Source organism: Desulfobaculum senezii, assembly GCF_054657395.1.
Genome location: NZ_BAAHYU010000002.1, coordinates 586,585 through 607,470 on the forward strand (window position 1 = coordinate 586,585; position 20,886 = coordinate 607,470).

Here is a 20,886-nt window from a genome sequence, read left to right on the forward strand (position 1 = left end):
ACGTGGCCGTGTCTTCGGCGCTTTACACCGGTGCCATCTTTCCCTAATCACATCGGAAAAACGGAAACAGATCACATCATACCCTATGAGGATAAAATAATGAAGCTGGTTCGCTCTTTGCGTGCGGCGTTTCTTTGTCTTTTGCTGTTTGGCCTTGCTGGGTGCGCGTCCATGGGCGGTACTCCGGCGCGCCCAGACGACACCGTGCGCTTTCCCCGTGTGGTGATGGAAACGACCATGGGCGACGTTGTCCTTGAGTTAAACCGCGTCCGCGCCCCAAAAACGACCGAGATGTTTTTGCGGTTTGTGGAGCAGGGGCTGTATGACGGCACCGTGTTCCATGCCCTTATTGATAACGTGATGCTGCAGGGCGGCTACTTTGATGAGAACCTGAAACGCCGGGACACCGGGGTGCTGGAGTTCACCAACGAGGCGGACAACGGCCTGACCCATGAGTTCGGCACCATTGCCTTTTCCCACCGCAATGCTGGCGGAAAGAACTTGACGCCGGGCTTCTTTATCAACGTCAATTGGGACGGGAATCCTGAACTCAACTACGACCCGCACGTGGATATTTCCTACGGCCTGCCTGTTTTCGGCAAAATTGTCGGTGGAATGGACACGGTGCTTGATATTGTGGAAAAGGCGCAGGACCATGGGCGCTTGGTGCGTATTTTTATTATTCCTGATACCTATGAGCGCATCATCCACGCCTACCGCGACGACAGCGCCGAATCGGACTAGGGCGGTCCTTTGTCCGGCCTTGGCGCGCTGCCGGTGCGCCTGACGCAACGCACAACCACCCCACAAGGAGTGACATATGAAAACTGCACGACTGTTTCTGGCGGCCCTGACGCTGGCTGCCCTCTGCTTCGCCACCGCCGCCTTTGCCGCCAAGCCCGGTCCCGGACCGGTGGTGGTGCTGGAAACCACCATGGGCAATGTGATGGTGATGCTGGACGAGAAGAACGCCCCGGTTTCCACCAAGAACTTCCTCCAGTATGTGGACGATGGCTTTTATGACGGAACGCAGTTCCACCGCGTGATTGACGGCTTTATGGTGCAGGGCGGCGGCTTTGACGGCACCCTGAACCAAAAGACCAACACCCGTCAGCCCATCGTGAACGAGGCGGGCAACGGCCTGTCCAACGACAAGGGCACCATCGCCATGGCGCGGACCTCCGTGGTGAACAGCGCCACCAGCCAGTTCTTTATCAATCTGGTGGACAACGACTTCCTGAACCACAAGGACGAAACCCCGCGCGGCTTCGGCTATGCGGTGTTTGGCCGGGTTCTCCGCGGCATGGACGTGGTGGAGAAGATTGGCAAGGTTTCGACGGGCCGGTCCCGCGGTATGGGCGACGTCCCGCGCGAGACCATCCTCATCAAGAAGGCCTACCGCTACGAGGACGCTGCCAAATAGCGCGCCTGCGCTCCAGCGTCTGACCACAGTACAAGACAAAGCGCCCTGTCCGATGTTTTCGGGCAGGGCGCTTTTGCGTGCGGTGGCCTAGGGCTGCGCGGACAGCGTGGTCGCGAGGTCGGCGGCAAGCTGGTGCAGGATGTCCTGCACGCCGCGCTCAAGGGCGCTGGCAAGGTCTGCCGCCTTATGGCGGCGGAGGGGGACGCGCTGGGTGTAGGTCTGGTCAAACATAATGTCGTAGTCCCCAACCGTATCGCGCAGCAGGAAGAATTGCATCTGCACCACGGCGGCGGGGGCGTCCGTGTCCTGAAAGTCGCCGTGCAGGGCGCTGACGGTGCCCTCCAGCACGTAGTCCGGGCGCAGGGTGGAGCCATCACCGGCCACGGCTGTGAACAGCGCGGCGGAGCGCATGGCGCGGCGCGTGGCCTGCGTCAGCATGTCTGCCGGGTTCACGAGGTACTGGTTGTAGTAGTCAAAAGCATAGAGCGTCTCGCCCGTGCGGTAGACCATTTCGCGTCCGGAGCTCTCGGGCGCGATGGCGAGGCGGCGGACCTTAAGGACGCCCGTCGCGCTAACGCCTGCGGGCGCCGGCGGCGCGGGGCGCAGGGCGTAGTGGTGGATCTCCGGCGCGGGACCTGTGAGGCTTCCGGCGCAGCCCGCGCACAGCAGGGCGAGCGCCGTCACGGCAAGGCAGAGGGCGGTGGTGGCGTAGCGCTTCACGGCAGTTTCTCCGGGTCGATGCGTTTGGGCGGCGCGCCAAGGATGAGGCGCGCGGGGTTCTGGCGGGCTTCCCCGGCCACGGCGTTGAGGTTGTCCATCAGCCGCCGGGTGTCCTGCAGGATGGCGCGGATGTTGGCGGACTCGGACTCCGTCAGGTCGCCCACGCCGCGCAGGGTGCGCTCCAGCTGTTTCATGCTGCGGCGGATGTCCTGCGCTGCGGCGCTGATGTCCTCAATGGTGCCGGGCAGGCGCGAGAGGGCCGCGCCGAGCTTGTCGTCCTCCAGCAGGGTGTTGATGCTGACGCTGGCGCGCTCCAGATTGGTGCTGACGTTGCGCGCCTTCTGGAAGGTGGCCACAAAGTTTTCTTCGGAGCTGTCCACCATGCGGCGGGCTCCGGCCACGGCCGCGGCGGCGTCGGGGACGATGGTTTCAAGGCGCGGGTCGTTCAGCAGGGTGTTGACGCGGCGCAGGCCCGTGCGCAGTTCCAACAGGTCCTGCTGGATGAGGCCGCCGAGGGTGGCGACATCGGCTTCGTCGAGGCCGGTGTTCACCTTGTCCAGAATCTGCGCGAGGGTGTCGCCGATGTGCTGGAATTCAATTTCCTTAATGGCGTCGCCGATGCTGTCCATGGCGGCTTCCAGCCTGCTCATGGTGCTGGGCGCGGAGGGAATGTAGGGGTTCTCCGGCTCCCAGCTGATGGGCAGGGGCGGGGAGTCCTCGGGATCAAAGAAGTTCAGCTCCAAAAACGCGATGCCGGTCAGGCCCTGCGTGGTCAGGCGGGCGCGCAGGCCAAGCTCAATGGGACGGCGCAGGTACAACTTCTCCCGCGCGATGCGCTGGCCGAAGAAATTGGTCACCAGTTCCTTGTCCAGCGCCATGTCCACCAGCACGTAGCGGCCCAGTTCATCCGCGTGGGGGTAGCGCGTCCAGGCAAAGGTGATGTTCTTGACCGTGCCCACCTTCACGCCGCGGAATTTGACAGCGCCGCCAACGTCCAACCCCTGGACGGATTCGTCAAAGTAGGATTCCACGATAATGCTTTCGCGGAAGGTGGTGCCAACACCAAGGTAGATGATGGTCGCGGCCAAAAGGCCTATCCCCGTCAGGATGAAGAGGCCGAGCCGAAACCGGCTTGTCCGAGTGCTCATGGTTGTTCGTCGCTTTCCGCCTTGCGGTTGAAGAAGTGGCGGACCCACGGGTTGTCGGAGTGGTCCTTCAGGTCATTGGGGCGGCCTTCTGCGATGATGCCCCGCGTGCGTTTATCCAGCATTATGACACGGTCCGCAATGGTGTAAATGCTGGGCAGTTCGTGCGTGACCACCACAAAGGTCATGCCGAGGCTGTCCCGCAGGCTGAGGATAAGCTCGTCCAGCCCCGCCGAGGTAACGGGGTCCAGCCCGGCCGACGGCTCGTCCAGAAACATGATATCCGGGTCCAGCGCCATGGCGCGCGCCAAGGCCGCGCGCTTGCGCATGCCGCCGGAAAGTTCCGCTGGCATATGCTCCTCGTAGCCGGAAAGGCCAACAAGGGAAAGCTTCATGCGCGCGGCAAGGTCCATGGCCTCGTCCGGCAGGGAGGTGAATTCCTCCATGGGCAGGCGGATGTTCTCGCGTATGGTCAGGGACCCGAACAGCGCCCCGGACTGATACGTCACCCCAAAGCGCCGCAGGATGGCGCGGTGGTCGTCGCCCGTGGCGGCGGTGAAATCTTCCCCGCCAATGAGCACCCGGCCGGAGCGCGGGGCCTTGAGCCCGATCATATGCTTGAGCAGGGTGGATTTGCCGCAGCCCGACCCGCCAAGAATGACAAACACCTCGCCCGGTGCCACGGAAAAACTGACGTCATCAAGGATGACGGTGTCGCCATAGCCGCCGACAAGGCGGTCCACCTGTATGAGTGGCGCGTCGGTCATGGCTATATCCCCAGCGCGTAGTAGATGGTGGCCAAAATGCCGTCCGCCACGGCGATAAGCACCAGTCCGCTCACCACGCTGGAGGTGGTGGAGACGCCAACGGCGCTGGCTCCCGACCCGGTGCGCAGTCCGCGCTGGCAGCCGATGCCCGCCACAAGAATGCTGAAGATGAGCGCCTTGAACAGCCCGCCCAGCACGTCGCCAGTGGTGACGTTTTCAAAGACGCGCGTGGCGTAGGTGATGAGGGGATACCCAAGCCCCGTCACCACAATGCCGCCGCCAATCAGCGCGAAAAAGTTAAAGAAGATGGTCAGCACCGGCATAATCAGCAAGGTGCCAAGAACGCGCGGCACCATCAGAAAGCGTATGGGGTCCAGCCCCATGGTGCGCAGGGCGTCCACTTCTTCATTGATGACCATGGTGCCGATTTCCGCGGCAAAGGCCGACCCGGAGCGCCCCGCAAGCAGGATGGCCGTCACCAGCGGGCCAAGCTCGCGCAGCATGGAAAGGCCAAGAAGGTTGGCCACGTAGATGTCCGCGCCAAAGCGCTGCATGGGGACGGCGGATTGAAAGGCCGTAATAAGGCCCATGAGGAAGCCGATAAGGGCGATGATGGGCAGGGCGTTGACGCCCGCGCTTTCGCAGGTGGCGATGGTGTCCTTCCACCGGATGCAGGAGGGCGAGCGCATGGCGCACAGCAGAGAGAACGCGCCTTCGCCCACAAAGGTGACAAGGTCCTTGAAGTCGCGGGCCACGGCCACGGCGGAGTCGCCGACCTGCTCCACAAATCCGCCCCGGCGGGGCGCGGTGGGCGCGGCAAGGTCCGCCCCGTCAAAGAGGGCCAGCAGGCGTTCGTGGTCGGCGTTGGTGCCGGTCAGGGGCGGCGCATCGCCGCGCGTGGCGGCCTGCCGCATGCGCAGAATCAGCCCCGCGCCCATGGTGTCCAGATAGCTGACGCGCGAGAGGTCGATAAACGCGCATTCTCCAGCGCCGGCCAAGCCCAGAGCCTGCTTCCAGATGACGGACGTGCCGCGCGAATCCAGCCGTCCGGCAAGGATGATGCCGCCGCCCTCGCGGGTGACGGATGCGGGGGGAGCATGCTTCGCTGGTGTGTGGCGCGTGGTTTCCATTGCATGGTTATATAAGTAACCGCCCTCAATCGCAATGTCAGACGCGGCTGTGACGCCGCAGTGCCTACCATGGCCGCCGTCAATGGCGCGAAACCCACATCGCGGCGCGAGTTTCCTTCGCCTGTATTTGGCGGCAGAGGAAAAGCCTTGTCCGCCCTGCCTTTTGCCAGCGTTGATGTATCTTTTGACACCCTGTTGACCCGGTATGGTTTCCATGCAAAAGTGAAGGAAACTATGGAAACGGAAGTGGTTTCCTCGGTGAAAGGAGAACAACACAATGGATGAGAAACGCCGCGAACGCATTTTGGCCGTCGCCGCAGAGAAGTTTGAGCAATATGGTCTGCGCCGCGTGACCATGGATGACATCGCCCACGAACTGGGGATGAGCAAGAAGACGCTGTACAAGGTCTTTCAGGGCAAGGAAGCCCTTGTGGACGAATACGTCCAGCGGTCCATGGAGCAGCGCCTTGGCGAGGTGTTTACGGCCATGGAGTCCGCGGACAAGGTGACGGACTGCTTCGGCGCGGTGTACCGCCGCATTTTTGCCTTTTCCTCCAAGATATCCCAGCCCTTTATGCGCGACCTCAAGCGCGAGTACCCGCAGATTTGGGAGCGCGTGCAACTGCGGCGCGCCCGCGGGCTGCAGCGCTATACGGCCCTTATCCGCAAGGGCGTGGCGCAGGGCGAAATCCGCCCCTCCATTGACCCGGAAATCGCTACGGGCATCATCAGCGCGGTCATCAACAACTACATGGTTCCGGAGACCTTTGACGAGGGCAAGGAGCCAAACGAAGTGGCGCGGACATGGTTCACCATGTTGACCTCCGGGCTGTTCATCACGCCGCCGTCTCTTGACGAGCCTGCTGATGGTGAAACCGCCGGGGACAAGAGCGCCGATGAGACGCCCGCAGGCCAGTAGGGCGCGGCCCATGGAACGAGATGTGTGCAACACGTCCGCAGTGCGGACGGGAAGGGAGTGGGGACTATGAAGAGGGTGTCGCGCCGGATGCTTCTTGTTCCGGTAGTGCTCATCGGAGTGCTTATTTTTGTGGCGCTGGTGAAGACCAAGCAGCAGCCCCAGCGGCTGGAGGGGACTGAGATTGCCCGCGCTGTGCGTGTTATCCCCGCGCCGGAGGTGGACGTGGTGCCCCGCGCCGTGGGCTATGGCAACGTGCAGCCCGCGCAGGTGTGGGAGGCCGTGGCCGAGGTTAGCGGCAAGGTGGTCGCTGTACACCCCAGCCTTGATGCCGGGGCTATTCTGCCCGCCGGGGCGGAACTGTTGCGCATAGATCCCACCAGCTACCGCCTTGCCCGCCAGCGCGCCGAGGCCGACGTGCAAAGCGCACTGGCCCAGCTGCGTGAGTTGGACCAAAAAAAGCGCAATACCGAGCGGCAACTGACCGTGGAATCCGAGGCCCTCACCATCAGCCGGGCGGAGCTTGAGCGCAAGCGCCGCCTGCTGGAAAGCGGCACCATTTCCCGCTCCGAGTTTGACCGCGAGGAACGCGCGTGGCTCAGCCAGCGCAACGCCGTGCAGACCTATCAAAGCACGCTGGACCTGATCCCCGCCGAGCGCCAGCGCCTGCGCGCTACGCTGGACTCCGCCCGCGCCCGGCTGGAGGACGCCCGCCGCGATGTGGAACACACCGTCATCCGCGCGCCCTTTGAGTGCCGCATCGCCACGGTGAATGTGGAGAAGACGCAATACGTTTCGCCCGGTCAGGTGATGGTTGTGGCGGACTCCATTGGCGCGTCCGAGGTGCCCGCGCAGGTGCCGCTGGCCGCATTTCTGCGCCTGCTCAGCCCCGGCAAGGCGCCCCTTGTTCCCCTCAAGCACGTCGATATGGACGATATCCGCCGCGCCATCGGTGTGGACGCCACCGTGCGGCTGGACCTGCCAGGCGGGGCGGTGGCATGGGACGCGCGCCTGTCGCGCCTGTCCGATACCATTGACCCGCAAACGCGCACCGTGGGCGTTATCGTGGTGGTGGACAACCCCTACGTGCAGGCGCGCCCCGGCGAGCGCCCGCCACTGGTCAAAAACATGTACTGCGAAGTGGAACTGCGCGGGAAGCCGCGGGGCAAGCGCGTCGTGGTGCCACGCTCCGCCGTGCGCGAGGGCCGCGTGAATGTGGTGGACGCCGAAAACCGCCTGCGCTTTCGGCCGGTGCGTGTGGACATGGTGCAGGGCGACGTTGCGGCCCTGCTGGAGGGGGTTGCCCCCGGCGAGCAGGTGGTGATTACCGACCTTGTTCCGGCGGTGGAAGGCATGCTCCTTGACCCGCGTGTGGATGATGAGGCCCTCAGCCGCGTGCGCGCCGAGGCCACCGGAGCGGGGGCGGTCCGATGAAGGCCATCAAGCCCGCCGTAGAATTCTTTACCGCGCACCCGACAGCCGCCAACCTGCTGATGGGGATATTCCTGTTCCTTGGCGTGTTGACGGTGTCGGACCTGCAGCGCGAAACCCTGCCCGACTTCACCGCGCCCGAGGTGGAAGTGAGCGTCGTCTATCCCGGTGCTACAGCCGAGGAAGTGGAAAACGCCATATGCCAGCGCATTGAGGACGCCGTGGACAGCGTGACCGGCGTGTACGAGGTGCGCAGCGAGGCCCGCGAGGGCCTTGGCAGTGTGGTGGTGGAGATGGTCGAGGGCGGCGATATGCCCCAGTTCCTCAACGACGTGCAAACGGAAATCGACGCCATTGACGACTTTCCCGACACGGCGGAGGACCCGGTGGTCAAACAGCTGGGGCGTACGGACATGGTGGTGTCCGTGGCCGTTACCGGCCCGATGACCGCGTCGGACCTCAAGCTCTACTGCGAGGGCGTGAAGGACCGCATGGTCATGCTCCCCCAGATTTCGCAGGTGGATATTCAGGGCTTTTCCGACCATCAAATCCGCATTGAACTGCGTGCGGGCACGCTGATGCAGTACGGGCTGAGCGTCTCGGACATTGCGGACCGCATTGCCGCCCAGAGCGTGGACCTGCCCGCAGGAAGCGTGGAAACGCGCGACGCGGACATCCTTGTGCGCTTTGACGATGAGCGCCGCAGCGTGCGCGAGTACGAGAACCTGACCGTGGTCTCGGGCACCACCGGGGCGGAGATTCGCCTTGGCGACATCGCCCGCATTACGGACCGCTTTGAGCTGGACGAGCAGAAGATTCTGTTCAACGGCCAGCGCGCGGGCCTGCTCATGGTCAGCAAGACCAAGGACGAGGACTCCCTGCGCATTATGGACGCGGTGCAGGCCTTTGTGGACCGCGAGCGCCGCGAGGCCCCGCCCACGGTGGAATACACCCTCACGCGCAATGTCTCCAAAATCGTGCGCGATAGGCTCCAGATGCTGGTGAGCAACGGCGTGCAGGGCCTTGTGTTGGTGTTTTTGACCATGTGGCTGTTCTTTACGTTCCGCTTTTCCTTTTGGGTGGCCATGGGACTGCCCGTGTCGTTTATGGGCGCGGCCTTTGTGCTGGATGGGCTGGGGCTGTCGCTGAATATGATCTCCATGGTGGGCCTGCTGATGGCCATTGGTCTGCTTATGGACGACGCCATTGTTATTTCCGAGAACGTCGCCTCGCACCTGCGCAGCGGCAAGAGCGCCTACCGCGCCGCCGTGGACGGCACGGTGGAGGTGGCGCGGGGCGTGTTTTCGTCGTTCACCACCACGGTGCTTATCTTTGGTACCGTGGCGCTGCTTATCCGGGGCGATATCGGCAAGGTGCTGTGGGTGATGCCCGTGGTGCTCATCATCACCCTTGGCGTCAGCCTTGTGGAGGCCTTTTGCATTCTGCCCCGGCATCTGTCGCACTCCCTGCACGGGCACGAAAAGGACAAGCGGTCCCCCTTCCGCCAGCGCTTTGATGCGTGGTTTGAGGGCATGCGCGAACGCCGCCTTGGACGCAGTGTGGACTGGGCCGTACGCTACCGCTACCTGTGGGTGGGGTGCGTTGTGGCGGTGTTTGTGGTGTCCATCGGCATGCTGGCTGGCGGGCGGCTCAAGATGCGCGCCTTTCCGGAAATTGACGGCGATGTGCTGGAGGCGCGGGTTCTGCTGCCGCAGGGGACGCCCCTTTTGCGCACCGAGGCCGTGGCCGGGCGCGTGGAGGAGGCCCTGCACCGCGTCGGGCAGCAGCTTGCCCCGCGGCAGCCGGATGGGCAAAAGCTCATCGAAAACGTCAACGTGCAGTACTCCACCAATGCGGACTCCCACGAGGTGGGCCCGCACCTTGTCACCGTCAGCGCGGACCTGCTCTCCGCCGAGGAGCGCGACGGCACCATTGATGAGATTTCCCGCCTGTGGCGCAAGGAGGTCGGCGAGGAGCCGGACGCCATCAGCATTGCCTACAAGGAACCGGTCATCGGTCCCGGCGGCCTTGCCATTGATATGCGTTTGCAGGGCAGTGACCTGCACGAACTGAAATCCGCATCCAACGAGCTTGTGACGTGGCTGCGCGGCTATGACGGCGTGTACGACGTGTCCGACGACCTGCGCCCCGGCAAGCCCGAGGTCCGCGTGCGCCTGCGTGAAGGGGCGCTGGCCCTTGGCGTGACAGCGGCGGACATCGCCCGCCAGCTTCGGGCCGGATTCTACGGCGTGGACGCGCTGGAGATTCAGGACGGGCCGGAGAGCTACGAGGTCAACGTGCAGCTCGACCAGTTGGACCAGAACAGCTTTGCGGACCTTGATACGTTTCATGTGACCATGCCCGGCGGCGGGCAGGCCCCGCTGGGGAGCATCGCCGTTATTGCCGAGGGGCGCGGCTGGGCGCGCATTGCACGCATCAACTCCCGCCGCACGGTGACCATTCAGGGCGAGGTGGACTTTATGCGCGCCAACGCGGGCGAGATTGTGGCGGATACGCAGGCGCGCTTTGTCCCGGGTATGCTGGAGCGTCACCCCGGCGTGCGCATTGCCATGGAAGGGCAGGCGCGCGAAGGGGCACGGACCGGCAAGTCGCTCATGAAGGCCCTTGTCATCGGCGTGTTTGGCATTTTTGTGCTGCTGTCGTTTCAGTTCCGCAGCTATTATGAGCCGTTTGTGGTTATTGCCACCATTCCGTTGGCCTTTATCGGCGTGGTGTGGGGGCATCTGCTCTTTGGGCAGGAACTGGCCATGCCCAGCATCATGGGCTTTGTCTCCCTTGCGGGCGTGGTGGTCAATGATTCCATCCTGCTGGTGGAGTTCATCAAGATTCACCTGCGCCAAGGCATGGATGTGGTGGATGCCGCGCGGCAGGCCAGCCGGGCGCGCTTCCGGGCCGTGCTGCTCACGTCCATGACGACCATTATGGGCCTTGTGCCGCTGCTGACGGAGCGCAGCCTACAGGCGCAGATTCTTATCCCCTTGTGCATCAGCCTTGTGTTTGGCCTGCTGGCGTCCACGGTGCTGGTGCTCCTTGTTATTCCGGCCTTGTATGCCATCCTTGCGGACTTTGGCCTGACCACGCACGTGCGGGAGGAGGGCGCGGGCGAGTAGGGGCCGCGCGCCCCTTTGCCCCCCGGCCCAACTGGTGCTACAACGCCCCTCGGAGGACATCGTAGCCATGCACAAGCGGGACTTCATCGCCGACCTGTCGCTCTTTCGCGGCCTGTCATCCGGGCAGCTCGACGCCGTGGCCGATATCGCCGTGGAGACGCGCCTTGCCAAGGGCGCAACCATCTTCGTGGAGGGCGATAGGGCCGACGGCTTTTATGTTGTCTTTGAAGGACAGGTGAAGATTTTTAAGCTGTCCCCCGAGGGACGCGAGCAGATTATCCACATTTATGGTCCGGGCGAACCCTTTGCCGAGGTGCCGGTGTTCGAGGGCGGGGATTTTCCCGCCAATGCCGAGGCAACGCGTCCTTCGCGGGTGCTGTATTTCCCGCGCGGGGCCCTGCACCGGCTCATCGAGCGCGAGGCGGGCGTGGCCTTCAATATGCTGGCCGCTATGGCCATGAAGTTGCGGCGCTTTACCGTGAAGCTGGAGAACCTGACCCTGCGCGAAACGCCCCAGCGCCTTGCCGCCTACCTGCTCGATCTTTCCGAACGCAGTGGCGGCGCCGAGCAATTGGAACTGGACATAGCCAAGGGTCATCTGGCAAGCCTTCTCGGCACGGCGCAGGAGACGCTCTCCCGCGTTTTGAGGCGGATGAACGACGCCGGGCTTATTGAGGTCCGCGGGCGTTTTATCACGCTGAAGCAGACGGACCGTCTGGAGCTGCTTGCTTCGGGCGAGGAAAGACTGTGAACAAAGAGGATTTTTCATGACCAAGATTTTTCCCGTACCCATGCGCGGTGTGGTGATCGGCCTGTTGCTGGTCTTTGTCGCCGCCGTCACTGCCGCCACGGTGTGGAGCTTCCGCTCCGGCATCATGTGGACCGGCATTTGTCTGTTGGCTGTAGCGGTGCCCATCACTGCGCTGTATTGGTACATGCTCTATATCAATCCGTCCCGCACCCGCGTTATGGTGGATGAGGGCCGCGTGTTCGTTGAGGCCCCGCCGTTTTTGCGCGCCAGCGTGACGCTGGACAAGGTGACCCGCGCCTTTGTCACCGACCTTGAAACGGACGAAACCCTTGCCCCCATGAAGAAGGACCGCTGCATGGCCTACTTCGGCTACCGCTCCGGCATGTTTACATTGCCCGCCGGACGTGAAGCCGTGGTGGTTTCGCGCTCAAAGCGCGTCCTGTGCCTGAAAACCCCGGACCTGTTCTATGTACTGGGGCCAAAGGACGTGGACGAACTCGCAGAGGCCGTGCGGGAATACATTCCCGTGCACGACGGCTAACGCATCTGAAAATCACGCAGAAAAGCGCCGGGGCAACCGCTCCGGCGCTTTTTTTTCGCTTTTTTCCGGCCTGATGAGTGGGGAGAGGGCTGACTGTTTCATGTCGGCCGCAGCCCGCACAGGCGCTGGGGTTTCGGGCGGTTGGCGGCCTGCGCGGCGGCTCCCGCAGTGCTGGTTTCCCGCATCCGGCGCAAGAAAAAACGCAACGAATTCGGCCCAATTGACGTAGGTCAAAGTTCCTGTTCCCCTCTACGGGTAGAAAAGTGTGGAAAGGCAAACACGACCACCACCATCCCGAAAAGGAGGGACCTATGTTTTGTTATCAGTGTGAACAGCGTGCCAAAGGCTCGTGCACCAAGGTTGGCGTCTGCGGCAAGCAGCCGGACGTTGCGGCCCTACAGGACCTTTTGACCTACCTGCTCCGCGGCATTGCCGTGGTTGCCGTGGAAGGGCGGCGCGTGGGCGTGACCGACATTGACGCCGACCGTTTCGTGGCCAGCGGGCTGTTCTCTACCCTGACCAACGTGAATTTTGACCCCGCGCGGTTTGACAGGCTTATGCCCGAGGCCGTCCGTCTGCGTGAGGGCCTTATTGAAAAGGTCGCCGCCGCTGGTGGCCGCGCCCAGTACACCGAAGGGGCCGTGACCTTCACCCCCCGCGCCGGTGCGGACCTGTCCGAAGAGGGCGAGCGCTGCGGGCTGACCGTGGACCACGCCGAAAACGACGACATCCGCTCCCTGCAGCATACGGTGCTCTTTGGCCTGCGCGGCGTTGCCGCCTACGCCGACCACGCCCGCATCCTCGGCAAGGAAAGTGACGAAGTCTACGCCTTCCTGCATGAGGGGCTGGCCGCCATCTATCAGGACCTTGACCTGAACGCCTGGGTGGGCCTTACCCTCAAGACCGGCGAAGTAAACCTTGCGGTCATGGAACTGCTGGACGATGCGAACACCTCCTCCTACGGCCATCCCGTGCCCACCAGCGTGCCGCTGGGCCACCGTGCGGGCAAGGCCATCCTCGTCTCCGGTCATGACCTCAAGGACCTGCGCGATGTTCTGGAGCAGACCGAGGGCAAGGGCATCAGCGTGTACACCCACGGTGAAATGCTGCCCTGTCACGGCTACCCCGAGTTGAAGAAGTACCCGCATTTCTACGGCCACTACGGCACGGCGTGGCAGAACCAGCAGCGCGAGTTTGCGGACTTCCCCGGCGCTATTCTCATGACCACCAACTGCATCCAGAAGCCCATGCCCAGCTACATGGACAACATCTACACCACCGGCCTTGTGGGCTGGCCCGGTGCCCAGCACGTCACCAACGGCGACTTTGGGCCCGTGATTGACAAGGCGCTGGCTATGGACGGCTTTGCCGCCGAGGAAGACAAGGGCGCGGTGATGACCGGCTTTGCCCGCAACGCCGTCATGGGCGTGGCGGACACCGTCATCAGCGCCGTGAAAAGTGGCGACATCCGGCACTTCTTCCTCGTGGCAGGCTGCGACGGCGCCAAGCCCGGACGCAACTACTACACCGAGTTCGTGGAAAAGGTGCCAAACGACTGCGTGGTGCTGACCCTTGCCTGCGGCAAGTTCCGCTTCTTCGACAAGCAGCTGGGCGACATCGGCGGCATTCCGCGCCTGCTGGACGTGGGGCAGTGCAACGACGCCTACTCCGCCATCCGCATCGCCACCGCCCTTGCCGAGGCCTTTGACTGCGGCGTGAACGACCTGCCGCTGTCTATGGTGCTGTCGTGGTACGAGCAGAAGGCCGTGGCCATCCTGCTGACGCTGCTGTACCTTGGCGTGAAGGATATCCGCCTTGGCCCGACGCTGCCGGAATTCCTGACCCCCAACGTGCTGAACGTTCTGGTGGAGAATTACGACATCAAGCCCATCGCCACCCCGGATGAGGACCTGAAGGCCATTCTCGGCTAATCACGGCCCTTTCCAGCATGAATACCGCGGCCCCGCACACCTTGTGCGGGGCCGTTTTGCGTTGTGGTGAGAAAAAGTCTGCAAAAGGGTGGCCGGGAGGTATTTTGATATGTATAACGGTATACAGTGTGTTTTTTATAGGGAAGGAATGAATATATCTCAGGGAGTGTATCCATGAGAAAGTGGACAAAGCCGACGCTTTGGGTCGTTTTTGGTGTCCTTATCTCATTTCCGATCTTTAGTCTGACGTATTATACAATGGTCAGAACCTCCACGCCTCAATTCTGTGCATCCTGTCATGAAATCGAATTTGCCTACAATACATGGCGGACCTCAAGCCACGTGAACAACGGCCAGGGGGCCGTGGCGGACTGTATGGACTGCCACCTCCCCGCCCCGCAGGACACCGTGAACTTTTTCTACATGAAAACGGCCCACGGCATCCGCGACGTGGTGCTGCACTTTGTCAAAGGCTCGGAGGCCTACGACAACGCCGTGCAGCGCGAAAAGGCCTACAAATCCTTCAAGAACGCCCAGTGCCAGAAGTGCCACCGCAATATTCTGTATATTCCGGACAAGCGCGGGGCCATGTTGGCGCACCGGACGGTGCTCTACGCGCGCCCGGGCTACGAGAAGAAGTGCGTCGATTGTCATAGAGACTTGGTCCATAACGAGCGGCCATTCTATGACTTTAAGCAATTGCGGCCCGATGCCTCATTGGCCGGGTTGTAGATGAGGATGTGGATGCTATTCGGACCCAGCTGACGGAGGAGCTATGAACACACGAAGAGTATGGGGAACCGTCGTCGTGGCCGCCGCGCTTGTGGGGGGCTTCGCCATTGCGGCGTGGGCGCAGAATTTTCCAAAAGCGCGCGAATTCCGGTTGGAGCGCAGCATGCCCAAGCAGGCCGAAGCCTGCATTGAGTGCCACAAGGTGGAGCACCCGGGCCTGTTTGCGGACTGGGCGCGCAGCCGCCATGCGAACGCGGGCATTACCTGTCTGGACTGCCACCTTGCCGACCCTGTGGACAAGGACATCAGTCAGGAGCACTTCAAACAGTACGAAAACAGCGATTCACCATGGGGCCGCAGGGAATACCGCGTGCCCGTCGCCGGTGTGGTGACGCCTAAGGACTGTTCGCGCTGCCATCCTGACGAGGTGAAGCAGTACAGCCGCTCCAAGCACGCCAACACTGTGGAAATCATGTGGAAGCTGGACCCGTGGCTGAACAAGGGCATGAACTCCGACAACGAGCGCAAGACGGGCTGTTATTACTGCCACGGCACCGTGCTCAAGATGAAGGACGGCAAGCTGGACCCGGCCACGTGGCCCAACGTTGGCGTTGGCCGCGTGAATATGGACGGCTCCCTTGGCAGCTGCACCAGCTGTCATACGCGCCACCGCTTCTCCGTGATGGAGGCGCGCAAGCCGGAAGCCTGCGGTCAGTGCCACCTTGGCCCGGACCATCCGCAGATTGAAATCTACACGGAATCCAAGCACGGCGACATCTACAACACCTTCGGCGACGAATACACATGGGATTCCGCCCCCGGTACGTGGACACCCGGCGTGGATTACCGCGGCCCGACGTGTGCGTCGTGCCATATGTCCGGCTCGGGCAATGTGAAGACCAGCCACGACGTGACCGAACGGCTGTCGTGGGAGACGCAGGCCCCGCTGACGGTGCGCCCGCAGGACTTTAAGCCCTTCCCGGCCAAGACGGACTGGAAGACCGAGCGCGACAAGATGAGCCAAATCTGTCAGCAATGCCACGGCGAAAAGTGGGTGAACGACTTCTATGTGGACTTCGACAAGGCCGTCGAGGAATACAACGAAGCCTACTTCAAGCCCGCCAAGGCCATGCTGGACAAGCTGTACGAAAAGGGTCTGCTGAGCAAGGAGACCTTCTTCGACGAAGAGCTGGAAGTGGAATACTATGAACTGTGGCACCACGAGGGCCGCAGAGCGCGCATGGGCGCTGGCATGATGGCCCCGGACTACGCATGGTGGCACGGGTTCTATGAGTGCAAGCACCGCTTCAACCGGTTTATGGAAGGGGCCAACCACCTCATCGACACTGGCGAGAAGGCGTACGTGTATCCCACGTTCCCGAACACCGGCGGCGACACCACGCGTCCGCCCGAAATCTTCAACAAGCAATAACGCCTCACCTGCGGCACTGGCCCCCCTTTCGCCGGTGGCGGAAGGGGGGCTTTTTTTCGCCTCTGTCGCCCCTGTTTGACATGCGTCAAGGCGGCGGGGGACCACTCCGGGCACTATGGGTTCACACGGCGGGCGAAAGGCCCGTCCACGAACCAGCGAAAATGTGCGCCGGATGCGGCGAGGAGGAATAGACCATGAGTAAGATCATCCGAAAGATTATTGAAATAGACGAATCCCTGTGTGATGGATGCGGGCAGTGCATCCCGTCCTGCGCCGAAGGCGCGCTGGCCATCGTGGATGGCAAGGCCAAGGTGGTGAAGGATATGTACTGCGACGGCCTTGGCGCATGCCTTGGCGAGTGCCCGCAGGACGCCCTGCACATTGTGGAGCGCGAGGCCGACCCCTTTGATGAGGAAGCCGCCATGGCCCATGTGGCCCGCACCAAGGAGCAGGAATCCCCCCTCGCCTGCGGCTGTCCGGGAAGCGCCATGCAAACCCTGAAGCCCTCCGGCGGCTGCCCCGGCGCGGCGCTCCAGCATATGACGCCTTCTTCCGCCGCTCCGGCCAGTACGGATACGCCAGAAAGCCAGCTCTCCCACTGGCCTGTGCAGATTCGCCTTGTGCCGCCCCATGCGCCGTTCCTGAACGACGCGGACCTTGTGGTGGCGGCGGACTGCGCCCCGGTCGCCATGCCGAACTTTCACGACCGCTACGTGCGCGGCAAGGTTGTCCTCATCGGCTGCCCCAAGTTTGACGACGCGCAATACGCCCAGCGCTTCGCCGAAATATTCTCCACGGCGCGGGTACGCAGCGTGACGGTTGTGCGCATGGAAGTGCCGTGCTGCCAGGGCCTGCCACGCGCCGTAAAGGATGGCATCACCATGTCCGGCAGCGGCGTGGTCTATAACGAGGTCACGGTCACCCGAACCGGCGACGTCATCGAATCCACCTAATTCCTTTTCCCCCCGCACACACCGCCCCCGCTCACTCCCCGTGAGCGGGGGCGTCCTTTTTCCTCCCCATACATAAGGATTCTTAAGGATGAAATCCTTAAGCCACCGGAGGTATTGAACCATGGCGCAACACCTCCACCGCTCGCCATCAACCCACCCGCCACCACCCACCCCATCTCCCGCCCCTAGCCCGCCCCCACTCCCACAACCCCCGCCAACGTTGTGAGAATCCACCATGCTGTGCTACCATCCGAAGTTGGGGGACTGTGATACGCGTGCCGCTGGCACGGAGCTTAGGTCAAAGGGGGCCAATCATGCGTTTGCTCGCGAACATCAAGATGAAGCCGAAGCTGACGCTTTTGCTTCTGTGTGCGGGGTTGGTGCCGCTACTGTTCATCGGGTGGTGGGCATCAAACAAGGCGACACAGGCACTTATGGAAAAATCGTATGGGCAGCTTCGCTCCATGCGCGAGATAAAAAAGGCGCAAATCACACGCTACTTTGCGGAGCGGCAGGGGGATGCCGGCGTCCTTGCGGAAACCGCGGCCACGCTGCGCCGCGAGGCCATGACCAAACTGCGCTCCGTGCGTGATGTGCGCCAGCAGCAGATTGAACGCTTCTTTGCCGAACGCCTCAGCGATATGACCGTCATGGCGGAAAACCCCGCCACAGCGCAGGCGTACACGGCCTTTGTGCGCGCCTTTGACCCACAGGCGCAGATGCGGGGCGAGGGGGAAGGGCGCTTTGTGGCCCCGCCGCAGTACCTCGCGGTGCACGAGCGCTTTGCGCAAATGTTTGAAACGTTCGTCAGCGCCTACGGCTACTACGACGTGTTCCTGCTGGGGCCGCGTTATGGCGATGTGGTGTACTCCGTTGCCAAGGAGGCGGACTTTGCCCAGCGGGTGGGTGAGGTGGACTCCCCCCTGCGTGATGTGTGGACGCGGGCCATGGAGGAAAACCGCGCCGTGCTGTCCGAGATGCGGCCCTATGCTCCAAGCGGGGGATTGCCGTCGCAGTTTGTGGCCGCGCCCATCCATAGCGCCGACGGCGGCATTGTCGGTGTGGTGGCGGCGCAGGTGTCATCGCTGGCTGTGGCGGAAATCATGGAGCAGCGCAGCGGCATGGGCGAAACGGGCGAGGTGTACCTTGTTGGTCCGGACTACCTGATGCGCTCGGATTCGTATTTGGACCCGCAGGGGCACTCCGTGGCGGCGTCCTTTGCCAATCCACAGCAGGGCAGCGTGCGGACCGAGGCTGTGCGCCGCGCGCTGGAGGGCGAAACCGGGGCAGATGTGGTGCGCGACTACAATGGCAATCCGGTGCTGTCCGCCTTTGCGCCGGTGCAGGTTGGCGGGCATACGTGGGCGATTTTGGCGGACATTGACGTGGCCGAAGCCTTCAGCCCCAAGGATGAGGACGGCACCTATTTCTACAAGCGCTATGTGGAACTGTACGGCTACTACGATTTGTTCCTGTTCACCCCGCAGGGGGACGCCTTCTACACCGTGGCGCAGGAGGCTGACTATAGGACGAATTTCATGGACGGCGAATATGCGGACTCCAACCTTGGGGAGCTGTTTCGCCGCGTGATGGAGACCAAAACCTTCGGCATGGCGGACTTTGCGCCGTACGCGCCAAGTGATGGCGAACCGGCGGCCTTCATTGCCCAGCCCATCGTGCATGGCGGCAAGGTGGAGCTTGTTATTGCGCTTCAGGTGTCGCTGTCGTCCATCAATGCCATTATGCAGGAGCGTGAGGGCATGGGGGAGACCGGAGAAACCTACCTTGTGGGACCGGATAAGCGGATGCGCTCGGATTCCTTTCTGGACCCGGAGGGGCACAGCGTGCTGGCGTCCTTTGCCGGAACGGTGGCCCAAAACGGTGTCGACACCAAGGCCGTGGCGCTAGCGCTGTCGGGCAAGGAAGGAGACGAAGTCATCAAGGACTACAACGGCAACGATGTGCTCTCCGCCTATGCCCCGGTGCAGGTGAGCGGGGCGACGTGGGCTGTTATTGCGGAAATTGACTACGCGGAGGTGCTTGCCCCTATCCGCGCGCTGGCGTGGTCTGTGGTGTACACGGGGCTGATTATTGCGGCCGTGCTTGTGGTGGTGGCGCTTCTGCTGGCAACGGGCATTGCGCGGCCGCTGACCAAGGGCGTGGACTTTGCCCAGCAGGTGGCGCGCGGCAACCTTGGCGCAACCCTTAATGTGGATCAAAAGGACGAAGTGGGGCAGCTGGCCGCCGCGCTCCGCGATATGGCCGGACGCCTGCGGGAGATTGTGGGGGATGTGCAGTCCGCCACGGATAATGTGGCCGCAGGCAGTGAGGAACTGTCCGCGTCGTCCGAGAGCCTGTCGCAGGGGACAACGGAGCAGGCCGCGTCCGTGGAGCAGGTGTCGTCCAGCATGGAGCAGATGGCGGCCAATATCCGGCAGAACGCCGAAAACGCCCGCGCCACGGAAGGCATGGCCGCAGGCGCGGCGCAAAAGGCGCAGGATGGCGGCGGCGCTGTGGAGCAAACCGTGCAGGCCATGCGCGACATTGCGGAGAAAATCACCATCGTGGAGGACATTGCCCGGCAGACGAACCTGCTGGCGCTAAACGCCGCCATCGAGGCCGCGCGCGCTGGTGAGCATGGCAAGGGCTTTGCCGTTGTGGCCTCGGAGGTGCGCAAGCTGGCCGAGCACAGCGGGCAGGCGGCCGCGGAAATCAGCGAGGTGTCTGAACGCAGCGTCAGTGTGGCCGAACAGGCCGGAGAACTTCTGAAGGAGCTGGTTCCGGAAATCCGCAAGACGGCGGACCTCGTGCAGGAAATCGCAGCCGCCAGCGAGGAGCAGAACGCCGGGGCTGGGCAGATTAATCAGGCCATTCAGCAGCTTGATCAAGTGATTCAGCAAAACGCCTCGGCCTCGGAGGAACTGGCGTCCACATCCGAGGAACTGGCGGGACAGAGCGAACAATTGCGGCGGACCATGGGCTTTTTCCAGGTTAACGGGTCCGGCGCGGAAGCGGCGCAGGCCTTGCCACAGGGTGAGGATGCGCCGGATGGGGCAGGGGCGTTTGAGCGGTACTGACCGCGCAGGGCTGGGTGGCGCGCCGCCCGCCGTACTGGCGTAGGACACAGGCAGGGGCGCGGCGCGCTCCTGCCTTCCCCCAAAAGACCGGGAGATAACGAGTGGCGCAGCAACGAAAAGGCTCGGAAACGCACGACGCCGCGATGCTGAACATCAGCATCGGCACGAAGATTCTGGTGGAACCCGCCGGTATGGGCGACAGGTTCAAGTCGGACTTTGTGGGCATGGTCCGGGGCAGCTACCTCATCGTGAAGGTGCCGAGGATACCGGGGCTTAACGACTTCCTGTACGTGGAAAAGCCCGTGACGGTGCGCTATCTGCATGAGGGGCAGGTGTATGGCTTTGGGTCCGAGGTGGTGTGGAACCTGTCTGCGCCGTACCGGCTGCTGTTTCTCAAATATCCGAAGACCATCGAATCTTTGAACCTGCGCAAGGCCCAGCGCGTGGACTGCTTTCTGCCCATTGAGCTTGGCGGGGAAGGCAGCGATGGGCAGTACATCCGTGTGACGGGCATGATGCTGAACCTCAGCGCTGGCGGCTGTCAGCTGGTGCTGGATTCCAAGGAGGATGAAAACGGCCTGCCGTCGTTCTCCGTGGATGAAAAGGTGGAGCTGACCTTTACCATGATGGGCACGGATATGCCCGTGGCCCTGACGGGCAAGGTGAAGAACATTTCCCTTCATAAAAATCGGATGTATATAGGCCTCATGTTTCAGGAGATGGACGACGAACACCGTCAGGCCATCAGCAGCTATGTGGAGAATGTGACCGATTATCTCATGGAATAGCCCGGAAAGTAGGAGCGA

Annotated in this window: 18 protein-coding genes and 1 pseudogene; 15 read left to right on the forward strand and 4 right to left on the reverse strand. The window is 62.7% G+C overall.

The window, feature by feature from the left end:
- Window positions 1-99: 99 nt before the first annotated feature.
- Together ACYQ2T_RS03365 and ACYQ2T_RS03370 are read left to right on the forward strand one after the other, a co-directional pair.
- Complete coding sequence (locus tag ACYQ2T_RS03365) at window positions 100-744, forward strand: peptidylprolyl isomerase (protein WP_459898435.1); 645 nt, start codon at window positions 100-102, stop codon at window positions 742-744.
- A 76-nt stretch (window positions 745-820) separates the two neighbouring features.
- Window positions 821-1,423 carry a peptidylprolyl isomerase gene (locus tag ACYQ2T_RS03370; RefSeq protein ID WP_459898437.1) on the forward strand — a complete coding sequence of 201 codons (603 nt, stop codon included), beginning with the start codon at window positions 821-823 and terminating at the stop codon, window positions 1,421-1,423.
- A gap of 87 nt (window positions 1,424-1,510) precedes the next feature.
- On the opposite strand, the gene ACYQ2T_RS03375 is transcribed toward ACYQ2T_RS03370, so the two are convergent.
- From ACYQ2T_RS03375 to ACYQ2T_RS03390, 4 genes are read right to left on the reverse strand one after another with little or no spacing between them, the layout of a single operon-like run.
- A complete protein-coding gene (locus ACYQ2T_RS03375) occupies window positions 1,511-2,143 on the reverse strand; it encodes an ABC-type transport auxiliary lipoprotein family protein (protein ID WP_459898438.1) in 633 nt (210 codons plus the stop codon).
- Window positions 2,140-3,291, reverse strand: coding sequence for an MlaD family protein (locus ACYQ2T_RS03380; RefSeq protein ID WP_459898439.1), 1,152 nt, complete (start codon window positions 3,289-3,291; stop codon window positions 2,140-2,142). The genes ACYQ2T_RS03375 and ACYQ2T_RS03380 overlap by 4 nt, the downstream gene beginning before the upstream one ends.
- The gene (locus ACYQ2T_RS03385) at window positions 3,288-4,055 is read right to left on the reverse strand and encodes an ABC transporter ATP-binding protein (protein ID WP_459898441.1); all 768 of its coding nucleotides are present in this window, start codon (window positions 4,053-4,055) and stop codon (window positions 3,288-3,290) included. The genes ACYQ2T_RS03380 and ACYQ2T_RS03385 overlap by 4 nt, the downstream gene beginning before the upstream one ends.
- A 2-nt stretch (window positions 4,056-4,057) precedes the next feature.
- Window positions 4,058-5,185 carry an ABC transporter permease gene (locus ACYQ2T_RS03390; protein ID WP_459898443.1) on the reverse strand — a complete coding sequence of 376 codons (1,128 nt, stop codon included), beginning with the start codon at window positions 5,183-5,185 and terminating at the stop codon, window positions 4,058-4,060.
- Between the two features lie 69 nt (window positions 5,186-5,254).
- Between ACYQ2T_RS03390 and ACYQ2T_RS03395 the strand changes: the two genes are divergently transcribed.
- The 13 genes and pseudogenes from ACYQ2T_RS03395 (at window position 5,255) to ACYQ2T_RS03455 (ending at window position 20,868) form a co-directional block, all read left to right on the forward strand.
- Entirely contained in the window at window positions 5,255-5,470 is a 216-nt protein-coding gene (locus tag ACYQ2T_RS03395; RefSeq protein ID WP_459898445.1) for a hypothetical protein, read from the forward strand.
- A complete protein-coding gene (locus tag ACYQ2T_RS03400) occupies window positions 5,463-6,104 on the forward strand; it encodes a TetR/AcrR family transcriptional regulator (protein ID WP_459898447.1) in 642 nt (213 codons plus the stop codon). Before ACYQ2T_RS03395 ends, ACYQ2T_RS03400 begins: the two co-directional genes overlap by 8 nt.
- A 66-nt stretch (window positions 6,105-6,170) precedes the next feature.
- Complete coding sequence (locus ACYQ2T_RS03405) at window positions 6,171-7,535, forward strand: efflux RND transporter periplasmic adaptor subunit (RefSeq protein WP_459898448.1); 1,365 nt, start codon at window positions 6,171-6,173, stop codon at window positions 7,533-7,535.
- Window positions 7,532-10,663 (forward strand): efflux RND transporter permease subunit, encoded by a 3,132-nt coding sequence (locus ACYQ2T_RS03410; protein ID WP_459898450.1) that lies wholly within the window; start codon window positions 7,532-7,534, stop codon window positions 10,661-10,663. Before ACYQ2T_RS03405 ends, ACYQ2T_RS03410 begins: the two co-directional genes overlap by 4 nt.
- A 67-nt stretch (window positions 10,664-10,730) precedes the next feature.
- Window positions 10,731-11,414 carry a Crp/Fnr family transcriptional regulator gene (locus ACYQ2T_RS03415; protein WP_459898451.1) on the forward strand — a complete coding sequence of 228 codons (684 nt, stop codon included), beginning with the start codon at window positions 10,731-10,733 and terminating at the stop codon, window positions 11,412-11,414.
- A gap of 16 nt (window positions 11,415-11,430) precedes the next feature.
- On the forward strand, window positions 11,431-11,955 hold the full coding sequence (locus tag ACYQ2T_RS03420) for a PH domain-containing protein (protein ID WP_459898453.1): 525 nt from the start codon (window positions 11,431-11,433) through the stop codon (window positions 11,953-11,955).
- Window positions 11,956-12,266: 311 nt separating this feature from the next.
- Window positions 12,267-13,886, forward strand: coding sequence for a hydroxylamine reductase (gene hcp, locus ACYQ2T_RS03425; protein WP_459898455.1), 1,620 nt, complete (start codon window positions 12,267-12,269; stop codon window positions 13,884-13,886).
- Window positions 13,887-14,060: 174 nt separating this feature from the next.
- A complete protein-coding gene (locus tag ACYQ2T_RS03430) occupies window positions 14,061-14,618 on the forward strand; it encodes a cytochrome c3 family protein (protein ID WP_459898456.1) in 558 nt (185 codons plus the stop codon).
- Between the two features lie 43 nt (window positions 14,619-14,661).
- On the forward strand, window positions 14,662-16,050 hold the full coding sequence (locus ACYQ2T_RS03435) for a multiheme c-type cytochrome (protein WP_459898458.1): 1,389 nt from the start codon (window positions 14,662-14,664) through the stop codon (window positions 16,048-16,050).
- A 194-nt stretch (window positions 16,051-16,244) separates the two neighbouring features.
- A complete protein-coding gene (locus ACYQ2T_RS03440; RefSeq protein WP_459898460.1) occupies window positions 16,245-17,003 on the forward strand; it encodes an ATP-binding protein in 759 nt (252 codons plus the stop codon).
- A 464-nt stretch (window positions 17,004-17,467) separates the two neighbouring features.
- A pseudogene (locus ACYQ2T_RS03445) lies at window positions 17,468-17,830 on the forward strand (hypothetical protein); the annotation flags it as partial.
- A gap of 339 nt (window positions 17,831-18,169) precedes the next feature.
- A complete protein-coding gene (locus ACYQ2T_RS03450) occupies window positions 18,170-20,080 on the forward strand; it encodes a methyl-accepting chemotaxis protein (protein ID WP_459900080.1) in 1,911 nt (636 codons plus the stop codon).
- 101 nt (window positions 20,081-20,181) lie between these two features.
- Window positions 20,182-20,868 carry a flagellar brake protein gene (locus ACYQ2T_RS03455; RefSeq protein ID WP_459898462.1) on the forward strand — a complete coding sequence of 229 codons (687 nt, stop codon included), beginning with the start codon at window positions 20,182-20,184 and terminating at the stop codon, window positions 20,866-20,868.
- Window positions 20,869-20,886 lie beyond the last annotated feature (18 nt).